This window comes from Leisingera aquaemixtae (assembly GCF_019801145.1).
GTDB classification, from domain to species: Bacteria; Pseudomonadota; Alphaproteobacteria; order Rhodobacterales; family Rhodobacteraceae; genus Leisingera; species Leisingera aquaemixtae_A.
This window is the reverse complement of the sequence record NZ_JAHVJQ010000006.1, coordinates 174,313-194,733: the sequence shown is the minus strand read 5'-3', so window position 1 is coordinate 194,733 and position 20,421 is coordinate 174,313. Positions and strand designations below refer to the sequence as shown.

The window sequence follows — 20,421 nt, the reverse complement described above, 5'->3', positions numbered from 1 at the left end:
TAAAACTTGAGGCAAACAATAAAGGTCGAGGAGACCGAGCAGTGATATCCGTTCCCCTTCGCTGGGCGCGCCCCGTGGCAATGCTGGCGGCATTGACCCTTGCTGCGTCCTGCGGCCTGCCGAAAGTCGGCCCCAGCAAGAGCCAGATCTTTGCCGGTTCGGTGCAGCGCGAAGGCGATGCCTTCATCGTTTCGGTCAATGACCGCGTCGCCCGGGCAACCGCAGTGGTTCCCGCGCTTGGCTTTGCCTCCAGCTTCACCTCTGCGGGCAAGCTGACCTCAGACACCATCCGCCCCGGCGACGTGCTGGGCCTGACCGTCTGGGAAAACGTCGATGACGGCCTGCTGGCCGCCGAGACCTCCAACTCCACCGTGCTGGAAGAGGTGCAGGTCGACAGCGCCGGCTATATTTTCGTGCCCTACGCCGGCCGTCTGCGTGCCTCCGGCAACACGCCGGAGCAGCTGCGCGAGACCATCACCAGCAAGCTCGAAGACCAGACCCCCGACCCGCAGGTGCAAGTGCGCCGCCTGGCCGGTGATGGCGCCACCGTCAGCCTGACCGGCTCGGTGGGCGCCCAGGGCATCTACCCGATCGAACGCCCGACCCGGACCCTGTCCGCGATGCTGGCCCAGGCCGGCGGCGTGACGATCCAGCCTGAGATCGCCCAGGTCACCGTGATCCGCGGCAGCCAGAAGGGCAAGATCTGGTTCCAGGACCTGTTTGACCATCCCGAGCTGGACGTCGCCCTGCGCGGCGGCGACCGCATTCTGGTGGAGGAGGACACCCGGTCCTTCACCGCTCTCGGCGCGACCTCTGCCCAGGCGCGGGTGCCGTTCGAAAGCCAGGACCTTTCAGCACTGGAAGCCATTGCCCAGGTGGGCGGGCTGATCTCCACCGCCGCAGACCCGACGGGCGTGTTCGTGCTGCGCAACGAGCCGGCCGAGATTGCCAACCAGGTGTTGGGCCGCAATGACCTGATCGGCGCCCAGCGCATGGTCTATGTGCTGAACCTGACGCAGCCGAACGGGCTATTCATGGCCCGCGACTTTGTGATCCGCGACGACGACACGCTTTACGTCACCGAAGCGCCCTATGCCCAGTGGACCAAGACCATCTCGCTGCTTCTGGCGCCGGTGGGATCGCTGGCCAGTACCTCTACCGCAATCAGCGGCAGCTAAACAGAATGAGCCTGAATTCAGGCCGCCACGAAGCCGGGAGCACTGCATCCCGGCTTTTTGTTTACAACGGCGGTTTTCTGACCCAGCGCCGGGTGCGGCGGATCCTGGAATTGTCCGGCTACAACATCCGCTTGGGGCTGCCGCAGGCAGACGACCTGGTCGGCATCTGGGGGGCCTCCCCCACCGCCCACCGCGGCCTTGCGGTGGCGGAGAAGCGCGGCTGCGGGCTGCTGCGGGTGGAGGACGCGTTTCTGCGCTCGCTGCACCCCGGCCGCGCGGGCGAGCCGCCGATAGGGCTGCTGCTGGATCGGGCGGGGGTGCATTTCAATGCCTCCGTGCCTTCGGATCTGGAGCAATTACTGGCCGGCCATCCGCTCGACGACGCCCACTTGATGCAGCGGGCGCGCGACGCCATCACCCGCCTGAAAGAAGCGCATCTCAGCAAGTACAACGCGTTTGATCCTGAAACACCGATGCCGGCGCCCGGCTATGTTCTGGTCGCGGATCAGGCGCGGGACGATGCCTCTGTCACCGCCTCGCGCGCGGACCGGGCACGGTTTCTGGAGATGCTGGCCTTTGCACAGGAGGAGCATCCCGGTGCCCGCGTTCTGATCAAGACCCACCCCGAGACGCTGCGCGGCTACCGGGCGGGATACTACGATACCGGTGATGCGCAGGGACGGGTTGAACTGTTCACCGGCACTGTCTCTCCCTGGACGCTGCTGGAGGGCGCAGTCGGGGTCTATACCGTCTCCTCGCAGCTGGGGTTCGAAGCGATCCTGGCCGGCCACAAGCCGCGGGTGTTCGGACAGCCGTTCTATGCGGGCTGGGGATTGAGCATCGACGATGCCGCCCCGCCCCGGCGCCAGCGGCAGCTGACACGGGCGCAGCTGTTTGCGGCCGCGATGATCCTCTATCCGAAATGGTACGACCCGTTCCGGGATGAGCTGTGCAGCCTGGAAACGGTGCTGGACAATCTGGAAGCAAAAGCACGGGCCTGGCGGCAGGACCATCGCGGCTGGGCGGCCTCAGGCATGCGGATGTGGAAGCGCAAGCCGCTGCAGAAGTTCTTTGGTTCGGAAAAACGGATTCAGTTCACCGAAGATCCTGCCAAGGCGCAGGCCGGCGGGCGCAACCGGATGGTCTGGGCAGGCAAGGCCGCAGACGTCCACGCCGGTGCGGTGCGGGTGGAGGACGGGTTCCTGCGCTCGCGCGGGCTGGGGGCGCAGCTGGTGCCGCCGCTGTCATTGGTCACCGACCGGCGCGGGATCTACTACGATCCGCGCCAGCCCTCGGACCTTGATGCGCTGATTGCAAGCCGCGCGGAGCTGACCCTGGCGCAGGCGCTACGGGCCGAACGATTGGTGCAATCCCTGGTCCGGGACCATGTGTCGAAATACAATCTCGGCGGCGCCGTTCCTGCCTTGCCTGAGGGCCGCCGGATCCTGGTGCCGGGCCAGGTGGAGGATGATGCCTCGATCCTCTGCGGTGCTGGAACGGTCCGGACCAATCTGGATCTCCTGCGCACGGCGAGGGAAGCCAACCCGGACGCGGTGATCATCTACAAACCGCATCCAGACGTGGAGGCAGGCCTGCGGGCCGGGCGTATCGATGCCGGAGGAGTGGCGGATGCGGTTGCGGCCCATGCGGATCCGATGGCCCTGCTGGAGAATGTGCAGGAAGTCTGGACGATGACCTCTCTGCTGGGGTTCGAGGCGCTGCTGCGCGGGGTCAAAGTCACCACGCTCGGCACGCCTTTCTACGCGGGCTGGGGGCTGACCCGGGATCTGGCGCCAGCGCCGTCCTGGCGGCAGGCGCAGGTGCCGCTTCTGGGCCTCGCCCATGCTGCCCTGATCGACTACCCGCGCTATTTCGACCCGGTCACCAGACAACCCTGCCCTGCAGAGGTAGCGGTGATGCGGCTGCGCGAGGGCCGCCTGCCGCATCCGGGCCTTGGCAACCGGATGCTGTCAAAGCTGCAGGGGCTGTTCGCCACCTACGCCCGCCTCTGGCGCTGACGTGCGCCCGGCTGATCCCTGGAGACATTACCGGGTTCAGCGCAGCGCGCGGGTCCAGCGGTGCAGGATGTCCTTGCCGACAGCGCGGGTCTCGACCAGTTCGAAGCACGGCGCCTCCTCCAGGCGGCCGACGCCCAGCGCACCAATCGACGGCAGCCCTTCGGCCCCAATGCCCAGACCGGCGGTGAAGCCGATCAGCTCGTCGACCAGATCAAACGCCAGAAGCGAAGCCGCCAAGGCGCTGCCGCCCTCGCAGAACACCCGGGTAAGCCCCGCCTGCCCCAGCTGCTGCAGCACGTCTCCGGCATCAAGCTGAACCCCGTGCGACGCGCAGGGGATCAGCCTGGCGCCCAGGCCTTCCCAGGCCTGAAGGCGCTCATGGTCGGCACCGTGGCCGTGGCACAGCCAGACCGGCACCTCCCGGGCGGTACGGGCCAGCTGCCCCATCAGCGGCAGGTCCAGATGGCGAGAGATCACCACCCGCACGGGCTGCCGCTCCACCCCCAGATCACGCACCGTCAGCGAGGGATCATCCGCCCGCGCGGTGCCGCCGCCGACCATCACCGCGTCATGGCGGGCGCGCATCGCGTGCACGGCGCGGCGCGCCTCCGGTCCGGTGATCCATTTGCTGCGCCCCGATCCGGTGGCGATGCGGCCGTCAAAGCTGCTGGCCAGCTTCAGCGTCACCAGCGGGCGGCCCTGTTCCGTCTTGAGAAAAAACCCGGCATGGTCGCGTGCCGCCTGGGCGCCCCAGACGCCGGTGTCCACCCTGATGCCCGCTTCACGCAGCATCCGGATCCCGTGGCCGGAAACCCGCGGATCGCTGTCGCCGATCGCGACGACAACCCGCGCCACCCCGGCATCGATCAGAGCCTGGGCGCAGGGCGGTGTTTCGCCCTGATGGGCACAAGGCTCCAGTGTGACATAGGCCCTGGCGCCGCGGGCGGCTTCTCCGGCCTGCGCCAAAGCTTCGGTTTCGGCGTGCGGGCGTCCGCCCGGCTTGGTCCAGCCGCGGCCGACCACGCGGCCGCCCTGCACGATGACGCAGCCGACAGCCGGGTTCGGCCAGCAATTGCCCTGCCCGCGCCGTCCCAGCGACAGCGCCAGCGCCATGAAACGGTGGTCTGTGTCCATTATTCTTCCGGCGCCACCGGCGGGCGCAGCTCGTGAACGAAATCCTCGAAATCATCCGCCGCCTGAAAGTTCTTGTACACGCTGGCAAAGCGCACATAGGCCACGGTGTCGATCCGGGCCAGCGCCTCCATCACGATCTCGCCGATCTTCTTCGACGGGATATCGGTCTCGCCCATGCTCTCCAGCCGCCGCACGATGCCGGAAATCATCTGATCGATGCGCTCCGGCTCAATCGGGCGTTTCTGCATCGAAATGCGGATCGAGCGCTCCAGCTTGTCGCGGTCGAAATCCTCGCGCTTGCCATTGGACTTGATCACCACCAGATCGCGCAGCTGCACCCGTTCGTAGGTGGTGAAACGGCCGCCGCAGGCCGGGCAGAACCGGCGCCGCCGGATCGAAACATGATCCTCGGCAGGGCGTGAATCCTTGACCTGAGTGTCGATATTTCCGCAAAATGGGCAGCGCATCCGCCTGCTCCCTCAATCCTGTCAGCCTGTTTATTGTGCCGGTATTTCCCCGGTTATCCACAACTATAGGCCACCCTCCAGAATTTGGGTAGGGGGGAATTACCGCCGCTAGATAAAGAGGTTCAGACCAGGTGTCCGGCCACCCGCCGCTGATGCGGCGCATCGCGGTGCTCGAACAGAAAAATGCCCTGCCAGGTCCCCAGAACCGGCGCGCCGCGGCGGACCGGAATGGACAGGCTGACCGGCATCATCGCCGCCTTAATGTGCGCTGGCATATCGTCGGGCCCCTCATAGGTGTGGCGCAAATAGGCCATCGAAGGATCGGATGAGGGCGGCACCAGACGGGTGAAGAATGCGCGCAAATCGCTCTGCACTTCAGGGTCGGCATTTTCCTGGACCAGCAGGGAACAGGACGTATGGCGGACAAACAGGGTCAGCAGCCCGTCCTGCAAGCCGCTGTCCGCCACCCAGGCCCGCACATCGCGGGTGAATTCATAAAGCCCCTGCCCGCGGGTCGGGATGGTGAAGTCGTGATGCATGAAGTCTTTCTGGCTGAAACCCCCGGCTCAGGCAACCCGCTCCCTCAGCAGCCGCTCCTATGGCAGAAAACGGTCGCGCCCGGGCAGCCGGTCGTAGCAGTAGTTCTGCGCAGAAGTCACCCGCAGGCTGTCGCCCGCCTCGCGCACATTCAGCGACAGGCTGCCGGAGCGGTCAGGCACCCCAGGCGGCAGGCCAAAGGCAAATTGCACCGCCTTGCGCCCGGGCCGGTTCACTGACGGCCCCTCGCCGCGCCAGACGTAGATCCGCTGGTTCGCGGGCGCCCGCAGCTGGCGGATGGCAAAATCGGCAATGCTGCACCAGTAATCCTGCGCGCCGGACCGGCTCCGGGCCACCACCTCCCAAACGCCTTCGGACACCGGCAGCACCTCATTCCGGTTTATCGAACGCCACGCGGATGCAGGCACCGGAACGGACAGAACCAGTGCCAGCACGCCCGGCAGCCACAGTTTCTTGCTGGTCATCTCAACCTCCATCTCGCTGTTCCGGGAAGGCCGCGGACCTGAATGAATTCACGGCCGCCCGAACGGCACAAAGCAATAATCAAAAGCTCTCTGAACATTCATTGTATCACCAGCTTGCAGGCTGTTAACAGACCCGTATCCGCCGGTTGGGGCGGCTGCGGCCAGATTTGCATCCAGCGTGAACTGGACCGCTGAGCGGCGGCCGGTTGTTTCGCTGGGCCCCAGCCCGCGGGAGATGTGCAATTTGGCGCTCCAGGGCACCCGGAGCACGCGTTGGGCGTAATCCGCAGCCCCGCACCAGAACAGTATCCCATTGCCAGCCCCGGGGATGACTTCGAAAATACCGTCAGACACCGGATTGACGCGGATGCTGTGACGGCTGGCTTTGGCGTCCAGGCTTGCCGGGAAGGCCATCATCAGCGACGTGGCAGCGATTGCAGCGGCGGCAACAGGTTTCATGGCAGCTCCCTTAGACGAACGGGGCACAGACCGGTGCCCCCCGCTTCTAGGATAGGGAGAATTGACACACGGGCCACTCACACTGCCGTGCGGCGGCGCCATTGTTTATGGCAGCAAGGTGCAGGCTGTCGCAGAAAGAGCTGCGGCACCCTGAAAGCTGCCCCCATTCAAAAGCTTAAGCCGGTCTCAAGATGCCTGCCCCTGCCCGGCATTCGGCGGAGAAAAGTGTTCGGAGGCATTTGCGGCAGCCGGTTTCGCACCGCGGCCGGTCTGCAGCAACACCTTGCCGTGGCCGTTTGTGAACGCCCCGCATCGGCTATGGCCGCCCGCTGGCTGCCGGTTAAAGCGGCGACGCTTGCGAGCAGTAGCCATAGCCCTGCTGCACCGACAAACTGTCGCCGGGACGGAAGCCCAGAGACAGCCAGCCGATCCTGGACGGCACCCCTGCCCGGTCCGGATAGAGGGTGAATTGCACCGACGAGCGGCGCCCGGTTGTGACGCTGACATCGCGGCCGCGCACAACGTAGTAACGGTCCGTCCAGTTCGCGCCCAGCACGCGGCGGGCGTATTCGGCAGCAGCGCACCAGTATTCCCAGGTGCCGCCGGAACGGCCCGGCACCACCTCGTAGACAATGTCATTGACCGGCAGCACGCGCACGCCGCGGTTCGCGATAAAGGTATCAGCTGCCGCCGGCAAGGCAGTGGCACAGGCCAGGGCGGCGGCGGTAACGAGGTTTCTCATCCGGAAATATCCCTTTGCTGAAGTCAGCATAGGGAGTAGCGCAACAGCCTCAAGAGGTGTTCGCGGCCCTGCCCCCGGCCTCTCGCAAATGTGTGCGGTGCCGGGTTCAGGCGCGGGCAGGAAACGGAATGATCTCGGCGCTTTCCCCTCGGCTGCCCAGCACTTCTTCCAGAATGGCCAGCACTGCCGCGTCAGGCGCGGTTCCGGTATCAGGGTGAAACTGCGCCCGGGCCTGGCAGCGCAGCATGTCCCTGGTGCGGCGGCGGCTCATCTGCTTCAGCGCATCCCCTTGCCCAGCCATTGCCTCGACCATGAAGCGGTTGGCACGCGTCAGGTCGTTCAGCTCTTCGAGTTTCTGTGCCAGCGCATCCAGCGCCCGGTCCAGATCGGCTTCTGCGGACATCTTCTTCCCCCCCCCGGAAGTTCCATGCGGATACGGAAAACCTACGGTTCACCGCGCGGGCAGGCAACGACAGGGTTAGCAAATGGTTAACGCTTCAGGTTCAGCTCCGGCAGCGCGATATGGCCGCTGTAGCGCACCAGCAGGCCGATGCGCGGCAGGCTGGCAGAGATGTCAAAACCCAGGTGCCCCTGCGGGGTCTCGAACTCCATCGCCGCGCTGACGGGGCACAGCGCGCGCGGCAGCGGCAGCCCGAACAGGCGGGCCCTTTCGACCGTGACCAGCAGCGCCCCCTGCTGCACGCTGGCCGAAAGCTCCAGCTCGACCGGCCCGAAGCGTTCCACCGCCCTGCCCCGGCGCGGATCGAATCGCAGGTGGGACCGGGTCTGATGCCTGCCGAAGCAGCGCCGCCAGACGTGGCCCGTGCCCTGCTGCGCGACGTCGAGGCGGAAACGGGTCTGCGCCATCGGCGGCGGGAAGCCCGCCAGCCCGGCCAGCAGCCGCGCCCAGCGGTTGCCGCCTTCAACCCTGACCACACCAAGGCTGCGCGCAGGAGGCGCGGTATGAAACCGCATCAGGGCCGGCGGCACCTGCAGCCTATGCACGGCTATGATCTCGCCAAAGGCATCCCTCATGCGCCATAGCCCCCGCTGGCAAAGCGGACGCGGATCTCGGGGCCGGGGATCATGCAGCGTTCATGGCGCCCGAACAGGCTGTAGCGGTTGCGGGCGATGCTGAAATAGAGCGCATCCTTAAGCCCGCGCGGCAGAAACCGGCATAATGACAACACCGGCCAGGGCCACGGCAGCGCCCGCATCGCCGCGGCGAAGGCATCAAGCCGCTGATAGGTGCGGCCACCGACGATCACCAGGTTGGTCTCGAAGTCATCCGCAGGCAGGCCCAGCTCACGGTACAGCCGCTGCCCCAGCGGCGATTGCGCGGTGGCAAATGCAAACAGCCGAGACCGGTCATGGAGCAGCATGAAGCGGAAGAAGCCTGAACACAGCACGCATTCGCCGTCGAAGACGATGAGGTTGTCAATTGTTAGCCGGGTGCTCTCCACCGTTTACTGTCTCTTTCAGAAAGTTGCCTATTCGACTTCAACCGTGTTCCAATCAAACGCCAAAACACGCGCCTGCTCAGCTCTCAAACCGGGCCAACTACCGTACTTTTCCAAAGCCTTCGGCGATGGTTTCATTTCCCCTGACTTCAAACTTTTCTGATCTATAACAACAGTTGCAAAGTCAGGAAGTTTCTCCTTTTCACAGATCGCCCGCACCAGATCTAAGGGAGCCCCCAGCAATCTATGCTCCCCCTGACGCCCAATCATCTCTGCCAAGTCTCCGTATGTAACAAAAACCTTGTCACTTGATTGCCGCAGCTTGACATATTCATTGAAAATTCGATTTGCCCAATATTCGTTGAAGCCATTGGTTCCTCGCAAATGAAAAGGCGCCCCGCAGGGCGCCTTCAACTTTATTGATCCAGGAAGCTGCGCAGCTTGCGGCTGCGGCTGGGGTGCTTCAGTTTCCTGAGCGCCTTCGCCTCGATCTGGCGGATCCGTTCGCGGGTCACGCTGAACTGCTGGCCGACCTCTTCCAGGGTGTGGTCGGTGTTCATGCCGATGCCGAAACGCATCCGCAGAACCCGCTCCTCACGCGGGGTGAGCGAGGCCAGAACCCGGGTGGTGGTTTCCTTGAGGTTCTCCTGAATGGCGCTGTCCAAGGGCAGCACGGCATTCTTGTCCTCGATGAAATCGCCCAGCTGCGAATCTTCCTCGTCGCCGATCGGGGTTTCGAGAGAGATAGGCTCCTTGGCAATCTTCATCACCTTGCGGACCTTCTCCAGCGGCATCTGTAGCTTGTCGGCCAGTTCTTCCGGGGTCGGCTCGCGGCCGATCTCGTGCAGCATCTGGCGGCCGGTGCGGACCAGCTTGTTGATGGTCTCGATCATGTGGACCGGGATCCGGATGGTGCGGGCCTGGTCGGCAATCGAACGGGTGATGGCCTGGCGGATCCACCAGGTCGCATAGGTCGAGAACTTGTAGCCGCGGCGGTATTCGAACTTATCCACCGCCTTCATCAGGCCGATGTTGCCTTCCTGGATCAAGTCCAGGAACTGCAGGCCGCGGTTGGTATATTTCTTGGCGATCGAAATCACCAGGCGAAGGTTGGCCTCGACCATTTCCTTCTTGGCCTGGCGGGCTTCCTTCTCACCCTTTTGGACCTGCTGCACGATGCGGCGGAATTCGGAGATGTCCAGACCCACATACTGGCCCACCTGGGCCATGTCGGCGCGCAGCTCCTCGACCTTGTCAGTGGAGCGTTCGATGAACATCTGCCAGCCGCGGCCCGGCTTCTCGCCCATGTCGGACAGCCAGTTCGGGTCCAGCTCGCGGCCGCGGTAGGCGTCCACGAACTCGCGGCGATTGATGCGGGCCTGGTCGGCCAGCTTCACCATCGAGCTGTCGATCTGCATGACGCGGCGGTTGATGCCATAAAGCTGGTCGATCAGCGCTTCGATACGGTTGTTGTGCAGGTGCAGGCCGTTCACCAGCTCAACGATTTCCGAGCGCAGCGACTGATAGCGCGCCTCGTCATCAGTGCTGAAAGAGCCGTCCTCGTTCAGAGTTGCCGAAATCCGGCTGTCCTGCATTTCGCTAAGCTCGGCGAAGTCGGTGGAGATCCGCTCCAGCGTGACCAGCACCCGGTCCTTGAGCGCGGCTTCCATCGCGGCCAGCGACATGTTGGCCTGATCGTCCTCGTCGTCATCATCATCGCTGGCAATCGGGTTGCCGTCGGCGTCCAGCTCCGGGCCTTCTTCCTTGGCCGGCTTGGATGCTGCCACGGCGGAGGTGTCGACAACCGGCTCCTCTTCGCCGTCCTCATCCAGCTGGTTGCCGAAGGTGGCCTCCAGGTCGATGACGTCGCGCAGCAGGATGTCCTCGGACAGGAGTTCGTCGTGCCAGATGGTGATCGCCTGGAAGGTCAGCGGGCTTTCACACAGGCCGGCGATCATGGTGTTGCGGCCCGCCTCGATGCGTTTCGCAATCGCGATCTCGCCTTCGCGGCTCAAAAGCTCGACCGAGCCCATTTCGCGCAGGTACATGCGCACCGGGTCGTCGGTGCGGTCCAGCTTTTCGGTCTGGGCGCCGGCCAGCGCAACTTCGCGCGGGCCTTCGGTGGTCACAAGGTCGGTGGTGCCCTTGTTCTCTTCTTCCTCGGCCTCTTCGTCCTCGATGATGTTGATGCCCATCTCGCTGAGCATCGACATCACGTCTTCGATCTGTTCCGAGCTGACCTGATCCGGCGGCAGAACCTGATTGAGCTGATCGTAGGTGATGTAGCCTTTCTCGCGGGCTTCCGCGATCATCTTCTTGACCTGAGCCTGGCTCATATCAAGGGAGATTTCGGCGTCCTGATCGTCAGGTTTGCGGTCGTCGGTGTCTTTGGCGGCCATTCATTGCTCCTACTCAGGGGCTGCGGGGCGGTTCGAATCACGCGAATCATTAGCGCGATCATCCGATTCGTCACCCCGTTTACCCAATTTTCCTGTGCTCTTCCTTAGCAAAACGCAGAATCACACTGCGCGTCACTTCTCGGAAAAGCCGATCCGGTCCAAAAGGGCACCGAAGGCATCGCGCTCATCCCGGTTGAGCCGCGCGCCATTCTTGCCCACGTCATATGTCGCCTTGTCCTCATTTTCGCTGCGCACGGCCTTGTTCTTGGCCTCTGCCGCCTGCCGCAGCCGCCAGGTCAGCGCCTCATCCGCAAGGCCGTGCAAATCCTCTTCGGCTTCTGCCAGTTCCGCATCCAGCCCGCGCCGCGCTTCGAGTTTTGCGAGCTCTTCCGCCAGGGTCATGCTGGCCAGTTCGGTGTCGCCGGGTTTGCGCAGGCAGGGGATGATTGCAACGTGGCGAAGGGCAAAGAGGTTTTCAAGGGCATGAGGGCCCAAAGACCAGTCGATTTCCTCGCGCAGCCGCTCCGGCGCGTCGATGCCGTGGCGCAGCACCATGTCGCGCAGCGCTGCCAGGTCCGGGTCGGCGCATTGCAGGCGCTCCAGGCTGGTCTCGAATTCCGGGATCACTTCCGGCGTGGTGATGGCTGTCGCCAGGATCACCGCTTCGCGCATGGCGGCAAAGGATTCATCATTGGCGCCTGCCACCAGCGAGGCGCGGGTGGTTGCCCGCGGCTGCGGGATCGCGCCAAAGCCCTTTCCTGGCTTCCAGGGCGCGCGGGCGCCGTCGCGGAAGCCGCCGCCCTTGCCGCCGCGCTGCGGAAAACCGCCCTCGCTGCCGCCCCGGCTGCCTCGGAACAGCTGCCAGCGCATTTCCTTGACGTCCTCGCCGTAGTGCTTGCGGATCGACGGATCGCGGATCAGCTTGATCTTTTCCCGCAAGCTTTTGTCGAGCGCGGCCTTGCGCTCGGGGCTGTCAAAGACCTTGCCCTCGGTCTCGCGCTGCCACAGCAGCTTGACCATCGGAATCGCCTGATCCAGCACCGCCTGCACCGCTTCCGGCCCTTCGCTGCGGATCATGTCGTCCGGGTCCTTGCCTTCCGGCATGATGGCAAAGCGCAGCGACTTGCCCGCTTCCAGCAGGGGCAGCGCCAGGTCGATCAGCCGCATGGCGGCGCGAATGCCTGCAGTGTCACCATCCAGCGCGATGATCGGCTCATCCGACATGCGCCACAGCATCTGCAGCTGGTTTTCAGTGATCGCGGTGCCGAGCGGCGCCACGGAGGACTGGAAACCGCCCTCCGACAGCGCAATCACATCCATGTAGCCTTCGGCGACAACCAGCGTGGAACCGCGCCCGGAGGCCGCCCGCGCCGGCCCGTGATTGTAAAGGCTGCGGCCCTTGTCGAACAGCTCGGTCTCAGGCGAGTTCAGGTATTTGGCGTTGTCATTGGGGTCCATCGCCCGGCCGCCAAAGGCAATCGCACGGCCGCGCGCATCGCGGATCGGGAACATGATCCGGTTGCGGAAGGTGTCATAGGGCTTGCCGCCCTTATTCGACGGCTTGGCCAGCCCCGCGCCGATGATCAGATCCTCGGGCACGTTCTTGCCGCGCAAAGCGTCCCACAGGTTCTGCCAGCCGTCAGGAGCAAAGCCGATTTCCCAGCGGTCCAGCGCCTGCGCCGTCATGCCCCGCCGCTGCAGATAGGCGCGGGCGTCCTGGGCGGCATTGGTCTTGAGCTGCAGGCGGAAGAACTGCACCGCCTGCTCCATGACTTCTGCCAGCAGCGTCCGGCGGTCCTGCTTTTCCTGCGCGCGCGGATCGCGCTTGGGCATCTCCATGCCCGCCTCATTCGCCAGGATCTCCACCGCCTCCATGAAACCGACGTTCTCGGTTTCCTGGACAAACTTCAGCGCATCACCCTTGGCGTGGCAGCCGAAGCAGTAATAGAATCCCTTGCGGTCCTCGACGTGAAACGAAGCGGTCTTTTCGTGGTGGAAGGGGCACGGCCCCCAGTAGTCGCCCTTGCCCGGCTGCGACTTGCGCTGGTCCCACATGACCTTGCGCCCGACAACATCAGATATGCTGATGCGGGTGCGCAGTTCATCCAGAAAGCCGGGCGGCAGGGACATATCAGTTCGACTTCAGCTGTTTCTGCATCGCCTGGATCTGATCCCAGTTCTGCAGGCACTGCTGTTCGAACAGCGCGCCGAGATCGGTGCTCTTCAGGTCGCGCCGCTTCATTGCATAGACATGCTGCGTCAGCTGCGGGATGGCATTGGAATAGGCATCTGGCCATTCCGGATCGCTGTCCAGAATCACCTGTTCCACCTCTTCCTGCTTCACCCGGTCCAGCCGGGCCTGCTGCACCGCGGCCATGACCTGGCCCTGGTATTTGCAGCTTTCTTCTTTGGTTTCAGAAGCATAGGCCGGCGCCGCCAGCAAGGCGGCTGCAAGGGCGATGCGGATCATAGATGCGCTCCGGGAATCAGTTGGTGATCCCCGCAGGTTACCCCCGCGCCGTGACGGCTTCCATCGCTGTTTTCAAATCATGCACAAGCGTTTTTGCCATCGAGCGGAACACCATGATCTGAAACGCCTGCGGCCCGGTGCGGGTCACCGAGGCCATCATGTGCTTCAGTTCCGTCCGCACGGTATGGCCGCGCTTGAAGACGTGCGGGCGCAGATCCACCGGCACCAGCCGCGCCAGCACGTCCTCGGCCCCAGCCCCCTCCAGCCGAACCACTGCCCAGGCGTCGCTCTGATCCGTCAGCGCGGCATGCTCGGCCAGATTGGCGTCAGGCTCCGGCCCCATCAGCAGCGCCATCTCCCGGCCGAACCAGACAGCCCGGCTGCCTGCCTTGCCGGTTGCGCGGTTCACCGCCGGGAAGGCCATGCCATGCGCCGCCTCCAGCGCCTTGCCCAGCGCCTTCTCCTGCCCCTTGAATGGCGCCAAGGCCCACATGCTGCCGGGCTGTTCCTCAGTCAGGCTTATGCCGCCAATGGTTACCGGCAGCAGCCCCTCGCAGGGGCTCTTTGCAATCAAATCAGCCACGGGCACGGTCTCCTTCGGGATCAAAGAACACAGGCGAAACAACCTCGCACAGGGTATCCACACCGCGCATATGATCGACCAGGCGTACGGTCTCGCCAATCCGCTCCGGCCCCTCTTTCAGGAATGCCAGGCCAATCGAATGACCAAGCGTCGGCGAATAGCCGGCCGAGGTTACATAGCCCTGGTCATAAATCCGCTCGACCGGGTCGCCCGGCGTGAACAGATGCGCGCCGGCGGTGATTTCCTTGGCAGCACCAACGGGTTTCAGTCCCACAAGGCGCATCCGGTCTTCGGCCATCAGGCCTTCGCGCGTGGACATGGCCTTGCCCAGGAAATCCTTCTTCTTGGACATCATCCCCTGCAGGCCCAGGTCAAAGGCGGTCACGGTGCCGTTGATCTCGGCGTGCGTGATCAGGCCCTTCTCGATCCGCAGGACATTGAGCGCTTCCATGCCATAGGCGCCGCCGCCCATCGCCTCCGCCCGCTTCAGCAGCTCGCGGTACAGGCTCTCGCCATAGCGCGCAGGCACCGCCACCTCATAGGCATGCTCGCCCGAGAAGGAGATCCGGAACAGCCGCCCCTTGACGCCCAGAACGGTCGCCCCGCCGCAACCCATGAAGGGCCAGGTCTCACCGTTCACCTCCTCGTCGATCAGCCCGTTCAGCAGTTCCCGCGATTTCGGCCCGGCCACGGCAAACTGCGCCCATTGCTCCGTCACAGAGGTAAAGCGCACGTCCCATTCCGGGTAGAGCACCTGGCTCACGAACTCCATATGCGCCATCACCTGCCCTGCGGCGGCGGTGGTGGTGGTCATGACAAAGTGGTTTTCGCCCACCCGCGCGGTGGTGCCGTCATCCATGACAAAACCGTCCTCGCGCAGCATCAGCCCGTAACGGACCCTGCCCACCTTCAGCGTGCTGAAGGTGTTGGTGTAGAGGAAATCCAGGAATTTGCCCGCGTCCGGCCCCTGGATGTCGATCTTGCCCAGGGTGGAGACATCGCAGATGCCCACAGCATTGCGCACCGTGGTCACTTCGCGGTCGCAGGACTGGCGCCAGCTGGTCTCGCCCGGCTTCGGGAAATAGGCAGCGCGGTACCACAGGCCCACTTCCAGCTGATGCGCCCCGCGGGTGTCGCTCTCGCCGTGCGAGGTCAGGAAGCGCTGCGGCTTGAAGCCCTCATCCGTGGCCCCTGCCCCCATCGCCCCCAGCGACACCGGCACAAACGGCGGGCGGAAGGTGGTGGTGCCAGTCTCAGGGATTGTCCGGCCGGTCGCATCCGCCAGCACCGCCAGCGCTGCGACGTTGGAGTTCTTGCCCTGATCGGTCGCCATGCCCTGCGTGGTATAGCGCTTCATATGCTCGACCGAGCGGAAGTTTTCGGTGGCCGCCTGCTTCACGTCCTTGACGGTTACGTCATTCTGGAAGTCGAGCCAGGCGCGGCCCTTGCCCGGCACCGCCCACAGCGCCGAGATGCGGTAAGGGTCATCCTCTGCATCTGGCAGCTCGGCCGCGGAGGATTTCAGGCCCAGCGCCTCCAGAACTTTGCCAGCAGCCACGGCGCCCTCGCGCAGCGCACCTGCGGTAGAGAATGTGCCATTGCAGGCGCCAGCTGTGACCATGCCCGGCACTGCGCCTTCGGCTGGCACAAAGGCCAGTGCTTCGCGCGTCCACACCGGCCGGCTGTTCAGATGACAGGTCAGATGCACCGAGGGGTTCCAGCCACCGGACATCGCCAGGCAGTCGGTCTGGATCTTCTCCTCGCCCCTGACCGAGCGCACGGTGATGCTCTCCAGCCGCTGACGCCCGGCACTGTCACAGACCTGCGCACCCTTGATCACCTGATAGGGGCCGCCATCCGGCGCCTCGTGGCGGCTGTCGATCACCGCCGCGATATGCACACCCGCGTCATGCAGGTCGCGCGCCGTCCGGTGCGCCTGATCGTTGTTGGCAAAGACGGTGACGCGTTCGCCCGGCGCCACCCCCCAGCGGTTCAGATAGGCGCGCACGGCGCCCGCCATCATGATGCCGGGCCGGTCGTTGTTGCGGAACGCCACCGGGCGCTCGATCGCGCCCGCCGCCAGCACTGCGTGTTTGGCCGCGATCCGCCAGAAGCATTCGCGCGGCAGATGGCTGCCCTTCAGCGAATGCCGCCGCGGCAGATGGTGCGAGACCCGCTCCAGCGCGCCGTAGGTGCCCTGGTCGTAGGCGCCGGTGACGGCAGTACGGGTCATCAGCCGCACATTATCCATCGCCTCCAGCTCGGCCAGCACTTCTGCCGCCCAAGCATGACCCGGCTTGCCGCCGATCTCCTCGCGCTCTGCCAGCAGGCGGCCGCCCATGCGGCTGTCTTCCTCTGCCAGGATCACATCGGCCCCGGCCCGGCCCGCAGTCAGCGCCGCCATCAGCCCGGCGGGGCCGGAGCCGATCACCAGCACGTCGCAGAACGCAAAGGCCTTCTCATAGCGGTCCTGATCCGCCTGGCCCGACAGCGCGCCAAGGCCTGCCGCGTTGCGGATCAGCGGCTCATAGACCTTCTCCCAGAACGCCGCCGGCCACATGAAGGTCTTGTAATAGAACCCCGCGCCAAAGAACGGCGCCGCCAGGTCGTTCAGCGCCATCAGATCGCGCTCGACCGAAGGCCAGCAATTCTGGCTGCGTGCCTCCAGCCCCTCGAACAGCTCCTGCTGGGTGGCCCGCACGTTCGGATCCTGCTGGCCGCCGGTGCCGATGGTCACCAGCGCGTTCGGCTCCTCGCTGCCCGCGGTCAGCACCCCGCGCGGGCGGTGGTATTTGAACGACCGCCCCACCAGATGCACGTCATTTGCCAAAAGCGCCGAGGCCAGCGTGTCGCCCTCAAGCCCCATCATGTGGCGGCCGTTGAAGGCGAAGGTGATCGGCTTCGCACCCTGGTTCAAACCTTTTCCGGGAAGTCTCATTTTTGCCCTCCCAGCCCGGCCTCGGATGCCAGTTGCACCGCCAGGATCTCATGCGTCGCGGTATTGCGGGTGACCTTCAGCCAGGAATTGCACCCCATCTCGTGATACCACAGCTCATCCAGCGGCCCTGCCGGGTTCTCCCGCAGGTTCACATACTGATGCCAGGCATCCAGATCCTCGCCTTCAGCCGGGCGCACAAGTGCAGCGCCTTTGTAATAGAATTCGCGGCGGTCCCTCTCGCCGCAGAGCGGACAGGTAATTCTCATGACCGGCGCTCCTTCATCTTTGCAAAAATACTCCCGCCGGAGGCATGCCCGGCGCGCTTCAAACGCTTAGTGCAGGTTATGCTGCGCACCGGTCCCCTCCTCGTCCATCAGGCCAACGCCGCTGCGGAAGCGGTCGAGCTTGAATTTCGTGGCTGCCCCGTGCGGCCGGTCCGTGGCAATCAGATGCGCATAAACGCTGCCCGATCCCGGCGTTGCCTTGAAGCCGCCGTAACACCAGCCGCAGTTCAGGTAGAGGCCATCAATCGGCGAATGATCAATGATCGGGGAGCCGTCCGGCGTCATGTCCATGATGCCGCCCCAGCTGCGCAACAGCCGCGCCTTGCTGAGCGCAGGCACCATCGCCACAAAACTCTCCATCGTATGCTCCACCATCGGCAGATTGCCCCGCGCAGCGTAGGAACTGTAGAAATCCAGGTAGCTGCCGAACACCATGCCGCCCTTGTCCGACTGGCTGATGTAAAGATGCCCCTCGGCAAAGGTGATCACATGGTCCACGATCGGCTTCAGCCCTTCCGAGACAAAAGCCTGCAGCACATGGCTTTCGATCGGCAGCGTCAGCCCTGCCATCGCCGCAACCTGGCCGGAGCGGCCCGCGGCCGCCAGCGCCACCTTCTTGGCGCGGATCGGGCCGCGCGCGGTCTGCACGCCCACCACTTTGCCGTTCTCGACGTCGATGCCGGTAACTTCGCAGTTCTGGATCAGATCCACCCCGCGCATGTCGGCAGCGCGGGCATAGCCCCAGGCGACCGCGTCATGGCGCGCGGTGCCAGCCCGGCGCTGCATCAGGCCGCCCATGATCGGAAAGCGGGCATTGTCGAAGTTCAGGAACGGCGCCATCCGGCGCAGGTCGTCCCGGCTCAGGATCTCCGCGTCATCCCCCTGGTTGACGATGGAATTGCCCCGGCGCACGGCGGCGTCGCGCTGGCCGTCGTTGTGAAACAGATTGATGATACCGCGCTGGGACATCATCGCGTTATAATTGAGGTCCTGCTCCATCCCTTCCCAGAGCCGCAAGGAATGGGAATAGAACTCCGAGTTGCCCGGCAGGTAGTAGTTTGCCCGGACAATGGTGGTATTGCGACCGACGTTGCCGCCGCCAAGGTAGCCCTTCTCCAGCACCGCGACATTGGTGATGCCATGCTCCTTGGCTAGGTAATAAGCGGTTGCCAGCCCGTGGCCGCCGCCGCCGATGATCACCACGTCATATTCGGATTTGGGTTCAGGGTCCCGCCAGTGAGGCTTCCACCCCTTGTTTCCGGTGAGCCCCTCGCGAAGCACACGCCAGCCCGAAAACCGCATGTCATCCCTCCCCGTCAAATCACTTCCGCCGCCCGGCAAAATTCAACCCGGGCCTTGGCGGCATTGCTATCCGCTTTCGCGTGCTGCTCCTAGCCCCAAGGCTTGTTTTGCGGCACTTCAGCACGGCTTTGCCGCAAATCACATGAACTGATCACTTGTGTCTAGTTCTATTTGCGACGGCAGATGACGTATTGTGAACCGGCTGCAGAAAAACAGGGCGGAGAGTTTCCCCTCCGCCCCGGCAGACAGTTTTCAAAGTTGCGCCCTGTCAGAGACCCTTGGCGTGGTAGCTCTTGGCGACCTTGTCGATCGACACCAGATAGGCCGCGGTGCGCAGGTCGGTCACGTCGTCGCGGCTGTGCCAGACTTCGCGCATCGACTGGTAAGCCGCCCGCATGGTGTCATCCAGGCCGGAGCGCACCAGCTCCAGCTCGCCCGCCCCCTTCAGGTACTTGTCCTTGAAGTCCGGCGACATCGACCAGGTATCGCCCATCACGTCATCCAGTCGCTGCAGCTCGTCGATCACCAGCTGGTGGCGCGCCTCTTCCTGGCGGCGCTGCATGCGGCCGAAGCGGATATGGCTGAGGTTCTTCACCCATTCAAAGTAGGAGACAGTCACACCGCCCGCGTTGGCATACATGTCCGGAATGATCACGCAGCCCTTTTTGCGCAGGATCTCATCCGCGCCGGCGGTGACAGGTCCGTTTGCGGCCTCGATGATCAGCGGCGCCTTGACACGTTCGGCATTGGAAAGGTTGATCACCCCCTCCAGCGCAGCGGGGATCAGGATCTCGCATTCTTCTTCCAGCAGCTGGCTGCCGTCCTCCACGAACTGCGCATCCGGGTAGCCTGACACGCCGCCGTGCTTGACGATCCAGTTGCGCACTGCCTCCACGTCGAGGCCGTCGACGCTGAAAAGCCCGCCGTCACGCTCAATGATACCGGTGATGCGCGCGCCGTCTTCCTCGGACAGGAACTTGGCTGCGTGGTAACCCACGTTGCCAAGGCCCTGGACGATAATCCGCTTGCCATCCAGCTTCCCGGCAAGCCCAGCGGCAGCCTTGTCCTCTTCATAGCGGAAGAACTCGCGCAGGGCGTATTGCACCCCGCGGCCTGTCGCCTCCACCCGGCCCGAGATGCCGCCTGCGTTCAGCGGCTTGCCGGTGACGCAGGCCTTGGCGTTGATATCGGTGGTGTTCATGCGCGCGTACTGGTCTGCAATCCAGGCCATCTCGCGCTCGCCGGTGCCCATGTCGGGCGCAGGCACGTTCTGCGACGGGTTGATCAGGTCGCGCTTGGCCAGCTCATAGGCAAAGCGGCGGGTGATCAGCTCCAGCTCATGCTCCTCGTATTCGCGGGGATCAATGCACAAGCCCCCCTTGGAGCCGCCGAACGGCGCCTCCACCAGGGCGCATTTGTAGGTCATCAGCGCCGCCAGCGCCTCCACCTCGTCCTGATTGACGCCGGTGGCATAGCGAATGCCGCCCTTTACCGGCTCCATGTGTTCCGAATGCACTGAGCGGTAGCCGGTGAACGTATGCATGGAACCGCGCAGGCGCACACCGAACCGCACCGTGTAAGTCGCGTTGCAGACCCTGATCTTCTCTTCCAGCCCTGGCGGCAGGTCCATCAGCTTGACGGCCCGGTTGTACATCAGGTCCACGCTCTCGCGGAAGCTCGGCTCTGTGCGGATGGTCATTTAAAATCATCTCCGTGCTCAAACATCGACTCGCTGCCGATGGCCCCCTCACTCTATGCAGAGTTACCGGGGGAGTGCGACCTTTTTGACCCTTTCCGGCCAAAAAGATTCGTATCTTAGAAACTGATGCGCGATTCGCTATTTATGGGGAGGCGATTGTCCCCGGCAGCGCAACAACACCGGAATGCGCCCCTCTACTGAAAACCCAATCGGTGGCAATTGGAGATTTTCCGGCTCAATCCCGCCCCAATTCCGCCACCTTTACC

Annotated in this window: 20 protein-coding genes; 2 read left to right on the top strand and 18 right to left on the bottom strand. The window is 64.2% G+C overall.

All coding sequences use genetic code 11. The features are described 5' to 3' along the window. Positions 1 to 80: 80 nt before the first annotated feature. Both KUW17_RS15965 and KUW17_RS15960 read left to right on the top strand, forming a co-directional pair. The gene (locus KUW17_RS15965; RefSeq protein ID WP_261397249.1) at positions 81 to 1,178 is read left to right on the top strand and encodes a polysaccharide biosynthesis/export family protein; all 1,098 of its coding nucleotides are present in this window, start codon (positions 81 to 83) and stop codon (positions 1,176 to 1,178) included. A 5-nt stretch (positions 1,179 to 1,183) separates the two neighbouring features. Further along, the gene (locus KUW17_RS15960; RefSeq protein ID WP_222480896.1) at positions 1,184 to 3,196 is read left to right on the top strand and encodes a capsular polysaccharide biosynthesis protein; all 2,013 of its coding nucleotides are present in this window, start codon (positions 1,184 to 1,186) and stop codon (positions 3,194 to 3,196) included. A gap of 36 nt (positions 3,197 to 3,232) precedes the next feature. On the opposite strand, the gene ribD is transcribed toward KUW17_RS15960, so the two are convergent. From ribD to KUW17_RS15870, 18 genes are all read right to left on the bottom strand, one after another. Continuing rightward, on the bottom strand, positions 3,233 to 4,330 hold the full coding sequence (gene ribD, locus KUW17_RS15955) for a bifunctional diaminohydroxyphosphoribosylaminopyrimidine deaminase/5-amino-6-(5-phosphoribosylamino)uracil reductase RibD (protein WP_222480894.1): 1,098 nt from the start codon (positions 4,328 to 4,330) through the stop codon (positions 3,233 to 3,235). Beyond that, the gene (gene nrdR, locus KUW17_RS15950) at positions 4,330 to 4,797 is read right to left on the bottom strand and encodes a transcriptional regulator NrdR (protein WP_027236911.1); all 468 of its coding nucleotides are present in this window, start codon (positions 4,795 to 4,797) and stop codon (positions 4,330 to 4,332) included. Before nrdR ends, ribD begins: the two co-directional genes overlap by 1 nt. Before the next feature lie 122 nt (positions 4,798 to 4,919). Further along, entirely contained in the window at positions 4,920 to 5,336 is a 417-nt protein-coding gene (locus KUW17_RS15945) for a secondary thiamine-phosphate synthase enzyme YjbQ (protein ID WP_222480892.1), read from the bottom strand. A 57-nt stretch (positions 5,337 to 5,393) separates the two neighbouring features. Then, complete coding sequence (locus KUW17_RS15940) at positions 5,394 to 5,819, bottom strand: hypothetical protein (RefSeq protein ID WP_222480890.1); 426 nt, start codon at positions 5,817 to 5,819, stop codon at positions 5,394 to 5,396. Between the two features lie 48 nt (positions 5,820 to 5,867). Beyond that, positions 5,868 to 6,233 (bottom strand): hypothetical protein, encoded by a 366-nt coding sequence (locus tag KUW17_RS15935; protein ID WP_261397238.1) that lies wholly within the window; start codon positions 6,231 to 6,233, stop codon positions 5,868 to 5,870. A gap of 385 nt (positions 6,234 to 6,618) precedes the next feature. Further along, positions 6,619 to 7,020 carry a hypothetical protein gene (locus KUW17_RS15930; RefSeq protein WP_222480885.1) on the bottom strand — a complete coding sequence of 134 codons (402 nt, stop codon included), beginning with the start codon at positions 7,018 to 7,020 and terminating at the stop codon, positions 6,619 to 6,621. Between the two features lie 106 nt (positions 7,021 to 7,126). Beyond that, positions 7,127 to 7,423, bottom strand: a complete 297-nt coding sequence (locus tag KUW17_RS15925) for a hypothetical protein (protein WP_222480883.1) — start codon at positions 7,421 to 7,423, stop codon at positions 7,127 to 7,129. Positions 7,424 to 7,509: 86 nt separating this feature from the next. Further along, entirely contained in the window at positions 7,510 to 8,055 is a 546-nt protein-coding gene (locus tag KUW17_RS15920; RefSeq protein WP_222480881.1) for a DUF4166 domain-containing protein, read from the bottom strand. Further along, positions 8,052 to 8,483 (bottom strand): thiol-disulfide oxidoreductase DCC family protein, encoded by a 432-nt coding sequence (locus tag KUW17_RS15915; RefSeq protein ID WP_222480880.1) that lies wholly within the window; start codon positions 8,481 to 8,483, stop codon positions 8,052 to 8,054. The genes KUW17_RS15920 and KUW17_RS15915 overlap by 4 nt, the downstream gene beginning before the upstream one ends. Before the next feature lie 27 nt (positions 8,484 to 8,510). Next, a complete protein-coding gene (locus KUW17_RS15910) occupies positions 8,511 to 8,864 on the bottom strand; it encodes a hypothetical protein (protein WP_222480878.1) in 354 nt (117 codons plus the stop codon). 32 nt (positions 8,865 to 8,896) lie between these two features. Continuing rightward, positions 8,897 to 10,879, bottom strand: a complete 1,983-nt coding sequence (rpoD, locus tag KUW17_RS15905) for an RNA polymerase sigma factor RpoD (RefSeq protein ID WP_222480876.1) — start codon at positions 10,877 to 10,879, stop codon at positions 8,897 to 8,899. 132 nt (positions 10,880 to 11,011) lie between these two features. Continuing rightward, positions 11,012 to 13,009, bottom strand: a complete 1,998-nt coding sequence (gene dnaG, locus KUW17_RS15900) for a DNA primase (protein WP_222480875.1) — start codon at positions 13,007 to 13,009, stop codon at positions 11,012 to 11,014. 1 nt (position 13,010) lies between these two features. Continuing rightward, positions 13,011 to 13,349 carry a hypothetical protein gene (locus KUW17_RS15895; RefSeq protein ID WP_222480873.1) on the bottom strand — a complete coding sequence of 113 codons (339 nt, stop codon included), beginning with the start codon at positions 13,347 to 13,349 and terminating at the stop codon, positions 13,011 to 13,013. A gap of 37 nt (positions 13,350 to 13,386) precedes the next feature. Further along, positions 13,387 to 13,932: a sarcosine oxidase subunit gamma gene (locus tag KUW17_RS15890; protein ID WP_222480871.1), complete on the bottom strand. Its 546-nt coding sequence runs from the start codon at positions 13,930 to 13,932 to the stop codon at positions 13,387 to 13,389. Beyond that, the gene (locus KUW17_RS15885) at positions 13,925 to 16,870 is read right to left on the bottom strand and encodes a sarcosine oxidase subunit alpha family protein (RefSeq protein WP_222480869.1); all 2,946 of its coding nucleotides are present in this window, start codon (positions 16,868 to 16,870) and stop codon (positions 13,925 to 13,927) included. The genes KUW17_RS15890 and KUW17_RS15885 overlap by 8 nt, the downstream gene beginning before the upstream one ends. Continuing rightward, on the bottom strand, positions 16,867 to 17,136 hold the full coding sequence (locus KUW17_RS15880) for a sarcosine oxidase subunit delta (RefSeq protein WP_222480867.1): 270 nt from the start codon (positions 17,134 to 17,136) through the stop codon (positions 16,867 to 16,869). Before KUW17_RS15880 ends, KUW17_RS15885 begins: the two co-directional genes overlap by 4 nt. A gap of 66 nt (positions 17,137 to 17,202) precedes the next feature. Then, positions 17,203 to 18,456 carry a sarcosine oxidase subunit beta family protein gene (locus tag KUW17_RS15875; RefSeq protein WP_222480865.1) on the bottom strand — a complete coding sequence of 418 codons (1,254 nt, stop codon included), beginning with the start codon at positions 18,454 to 18,456 and terminating at the stop codon, positions 17,203 to 17,205. 268 nt (positions 18,457 to 18,724) lie between these two features. Beyond that, positions 18,725 to 20,155, bottom strand: a complete 1,431-nt coding sequence (locus KUW17_RS15870) for a Glu/Leu/Phe/Val family dehydrogenase (protein ID WP_222480862.1) — start codon at positions 20,153 to 20,155, stop codon at positions 18,725 to 18,727. Positions 20,156 to 20,421: the final 266 nt, after the last annotated feature.

Bases quoted from the DNA above. Each gene is read 5' to 3' on its own strand.
- nrdR (WP_027236911.1), bottom strand. From the start codon at position 4,797: ATGCGCTGCCCATTTTGCGGAAATATCGACACTCAGGTCAAGGATTCA.
- KUW17_RS15930 (WP_222480885.1), bottom strand. From the start codon at position 7,020: ATGAGAAACCTCGTTACCGCCGCCGCCCTGGCCTGTGCCACTGCCTTG.
- KUW17_RS15960 (WP_222480896.1), top strand. From the start codon at position 1,184: ATGAGCCTGAATTCAGGCCGCCACGAAGCCGGGAGCACTGCATCCCGG.
- KUW17_RS15940 (WP_222480890.1), bottom strand. From the start codon at position 5,819: ATGACCAGCAAGAAACTGTGGCTGCCGGGCGTGCTGGCACTGGTTCTG.
- rpoD (WP_222480876.1), bottom strand. From the start codon at position 10,879: ATGGCCGCCAAAGACACCGACGACCGCAAACCTGACGATCAGGACGCC.
- ribD (WP_222480894.1), bottom strand. From the start codon at position 4,330: ATGGACACAGACCACCGTTTCATGGCGCTGGCGCTGTCGCTGGGACGG.
- KUW17_RS15935 (WP_261397238.1), bottom strand. From the start codon at position 6,233: ATGGCCTTCCCGGCAAGCCTGGACGCCAAAGCCAGCCGTCACAGCATC.
- KUW17_RS15895 (WP_222480873.1), bottom strand. From the start codon at position 13,349: ATGATCCGCATCGCCCTTGCAGCCGCCTTGCTGGCGGCGCCGGCCTAT.
- KUW17_RS15920 (WP_222480881.1), bottom strand. From the start codon at position 8,055: ATGAGGGATGCCTTTGGCGAGATCATAGCCGTGCATAGGCTGCAGGTG.
- KUW17_RS15875 (WP_222480865.1), bottom strand. From the start codon at position 18,456: ATGCGGTTTTCGGGCTGGCGTGTGCTTCGCGAGGGGCTCACCGGAAAC.
- KUW17_RS15885 (WP_222480869.1), bottom strand. From the start codon at position 16,870: ATGAGACTTCCCGGAAAAGGTTTGAACCAGGGTGCGAAGCCGATCACC.
- KUW17_RS15870 (WP_222480862.1), bottom strand. From the start codon at position 20,155: ATGACCATCCGCACAGAGCCGAGCTTCCGCGAGAGCGTGGACCTGATG.
- KUW17_RS15880 (WP_222480867.1), bottom strand. From the start codon at position 17,136: ATGAGAATTACCTGTCCGCTCTGCGGCGAGAGGGACCGCCGCGAATTC.
- KUW17_RS15965 (WP_261397249.1), top strand. From the start codon at position 81: ATGCTGGCGGCATTGACCCTTGCTGCGTCCTGCGGCCTGCCGAAAGTC.
- KUW17_RS15925 (WP_222480883.1), bottom strand. From the start codon at position 7,423: ATGTCCGCAGAAGCCGATCTGGACCGGGCGCTGGATGCGCTGGCACAG.
- dnaG (WP_222480875.1), bottom strand. From the start codon at position 13,009: ATGTCCCTGCCGCCCGGCTTTCTGGATGAACTGCGCACCCGCATCAGC.
- KUW17_RS15945 (WP_222480892.1), bottom strand. From the start codon at position 5,336: ATGCATCACGACTTCACCATCCCGACCCGCGGGCAGGGGCTTTATGAA.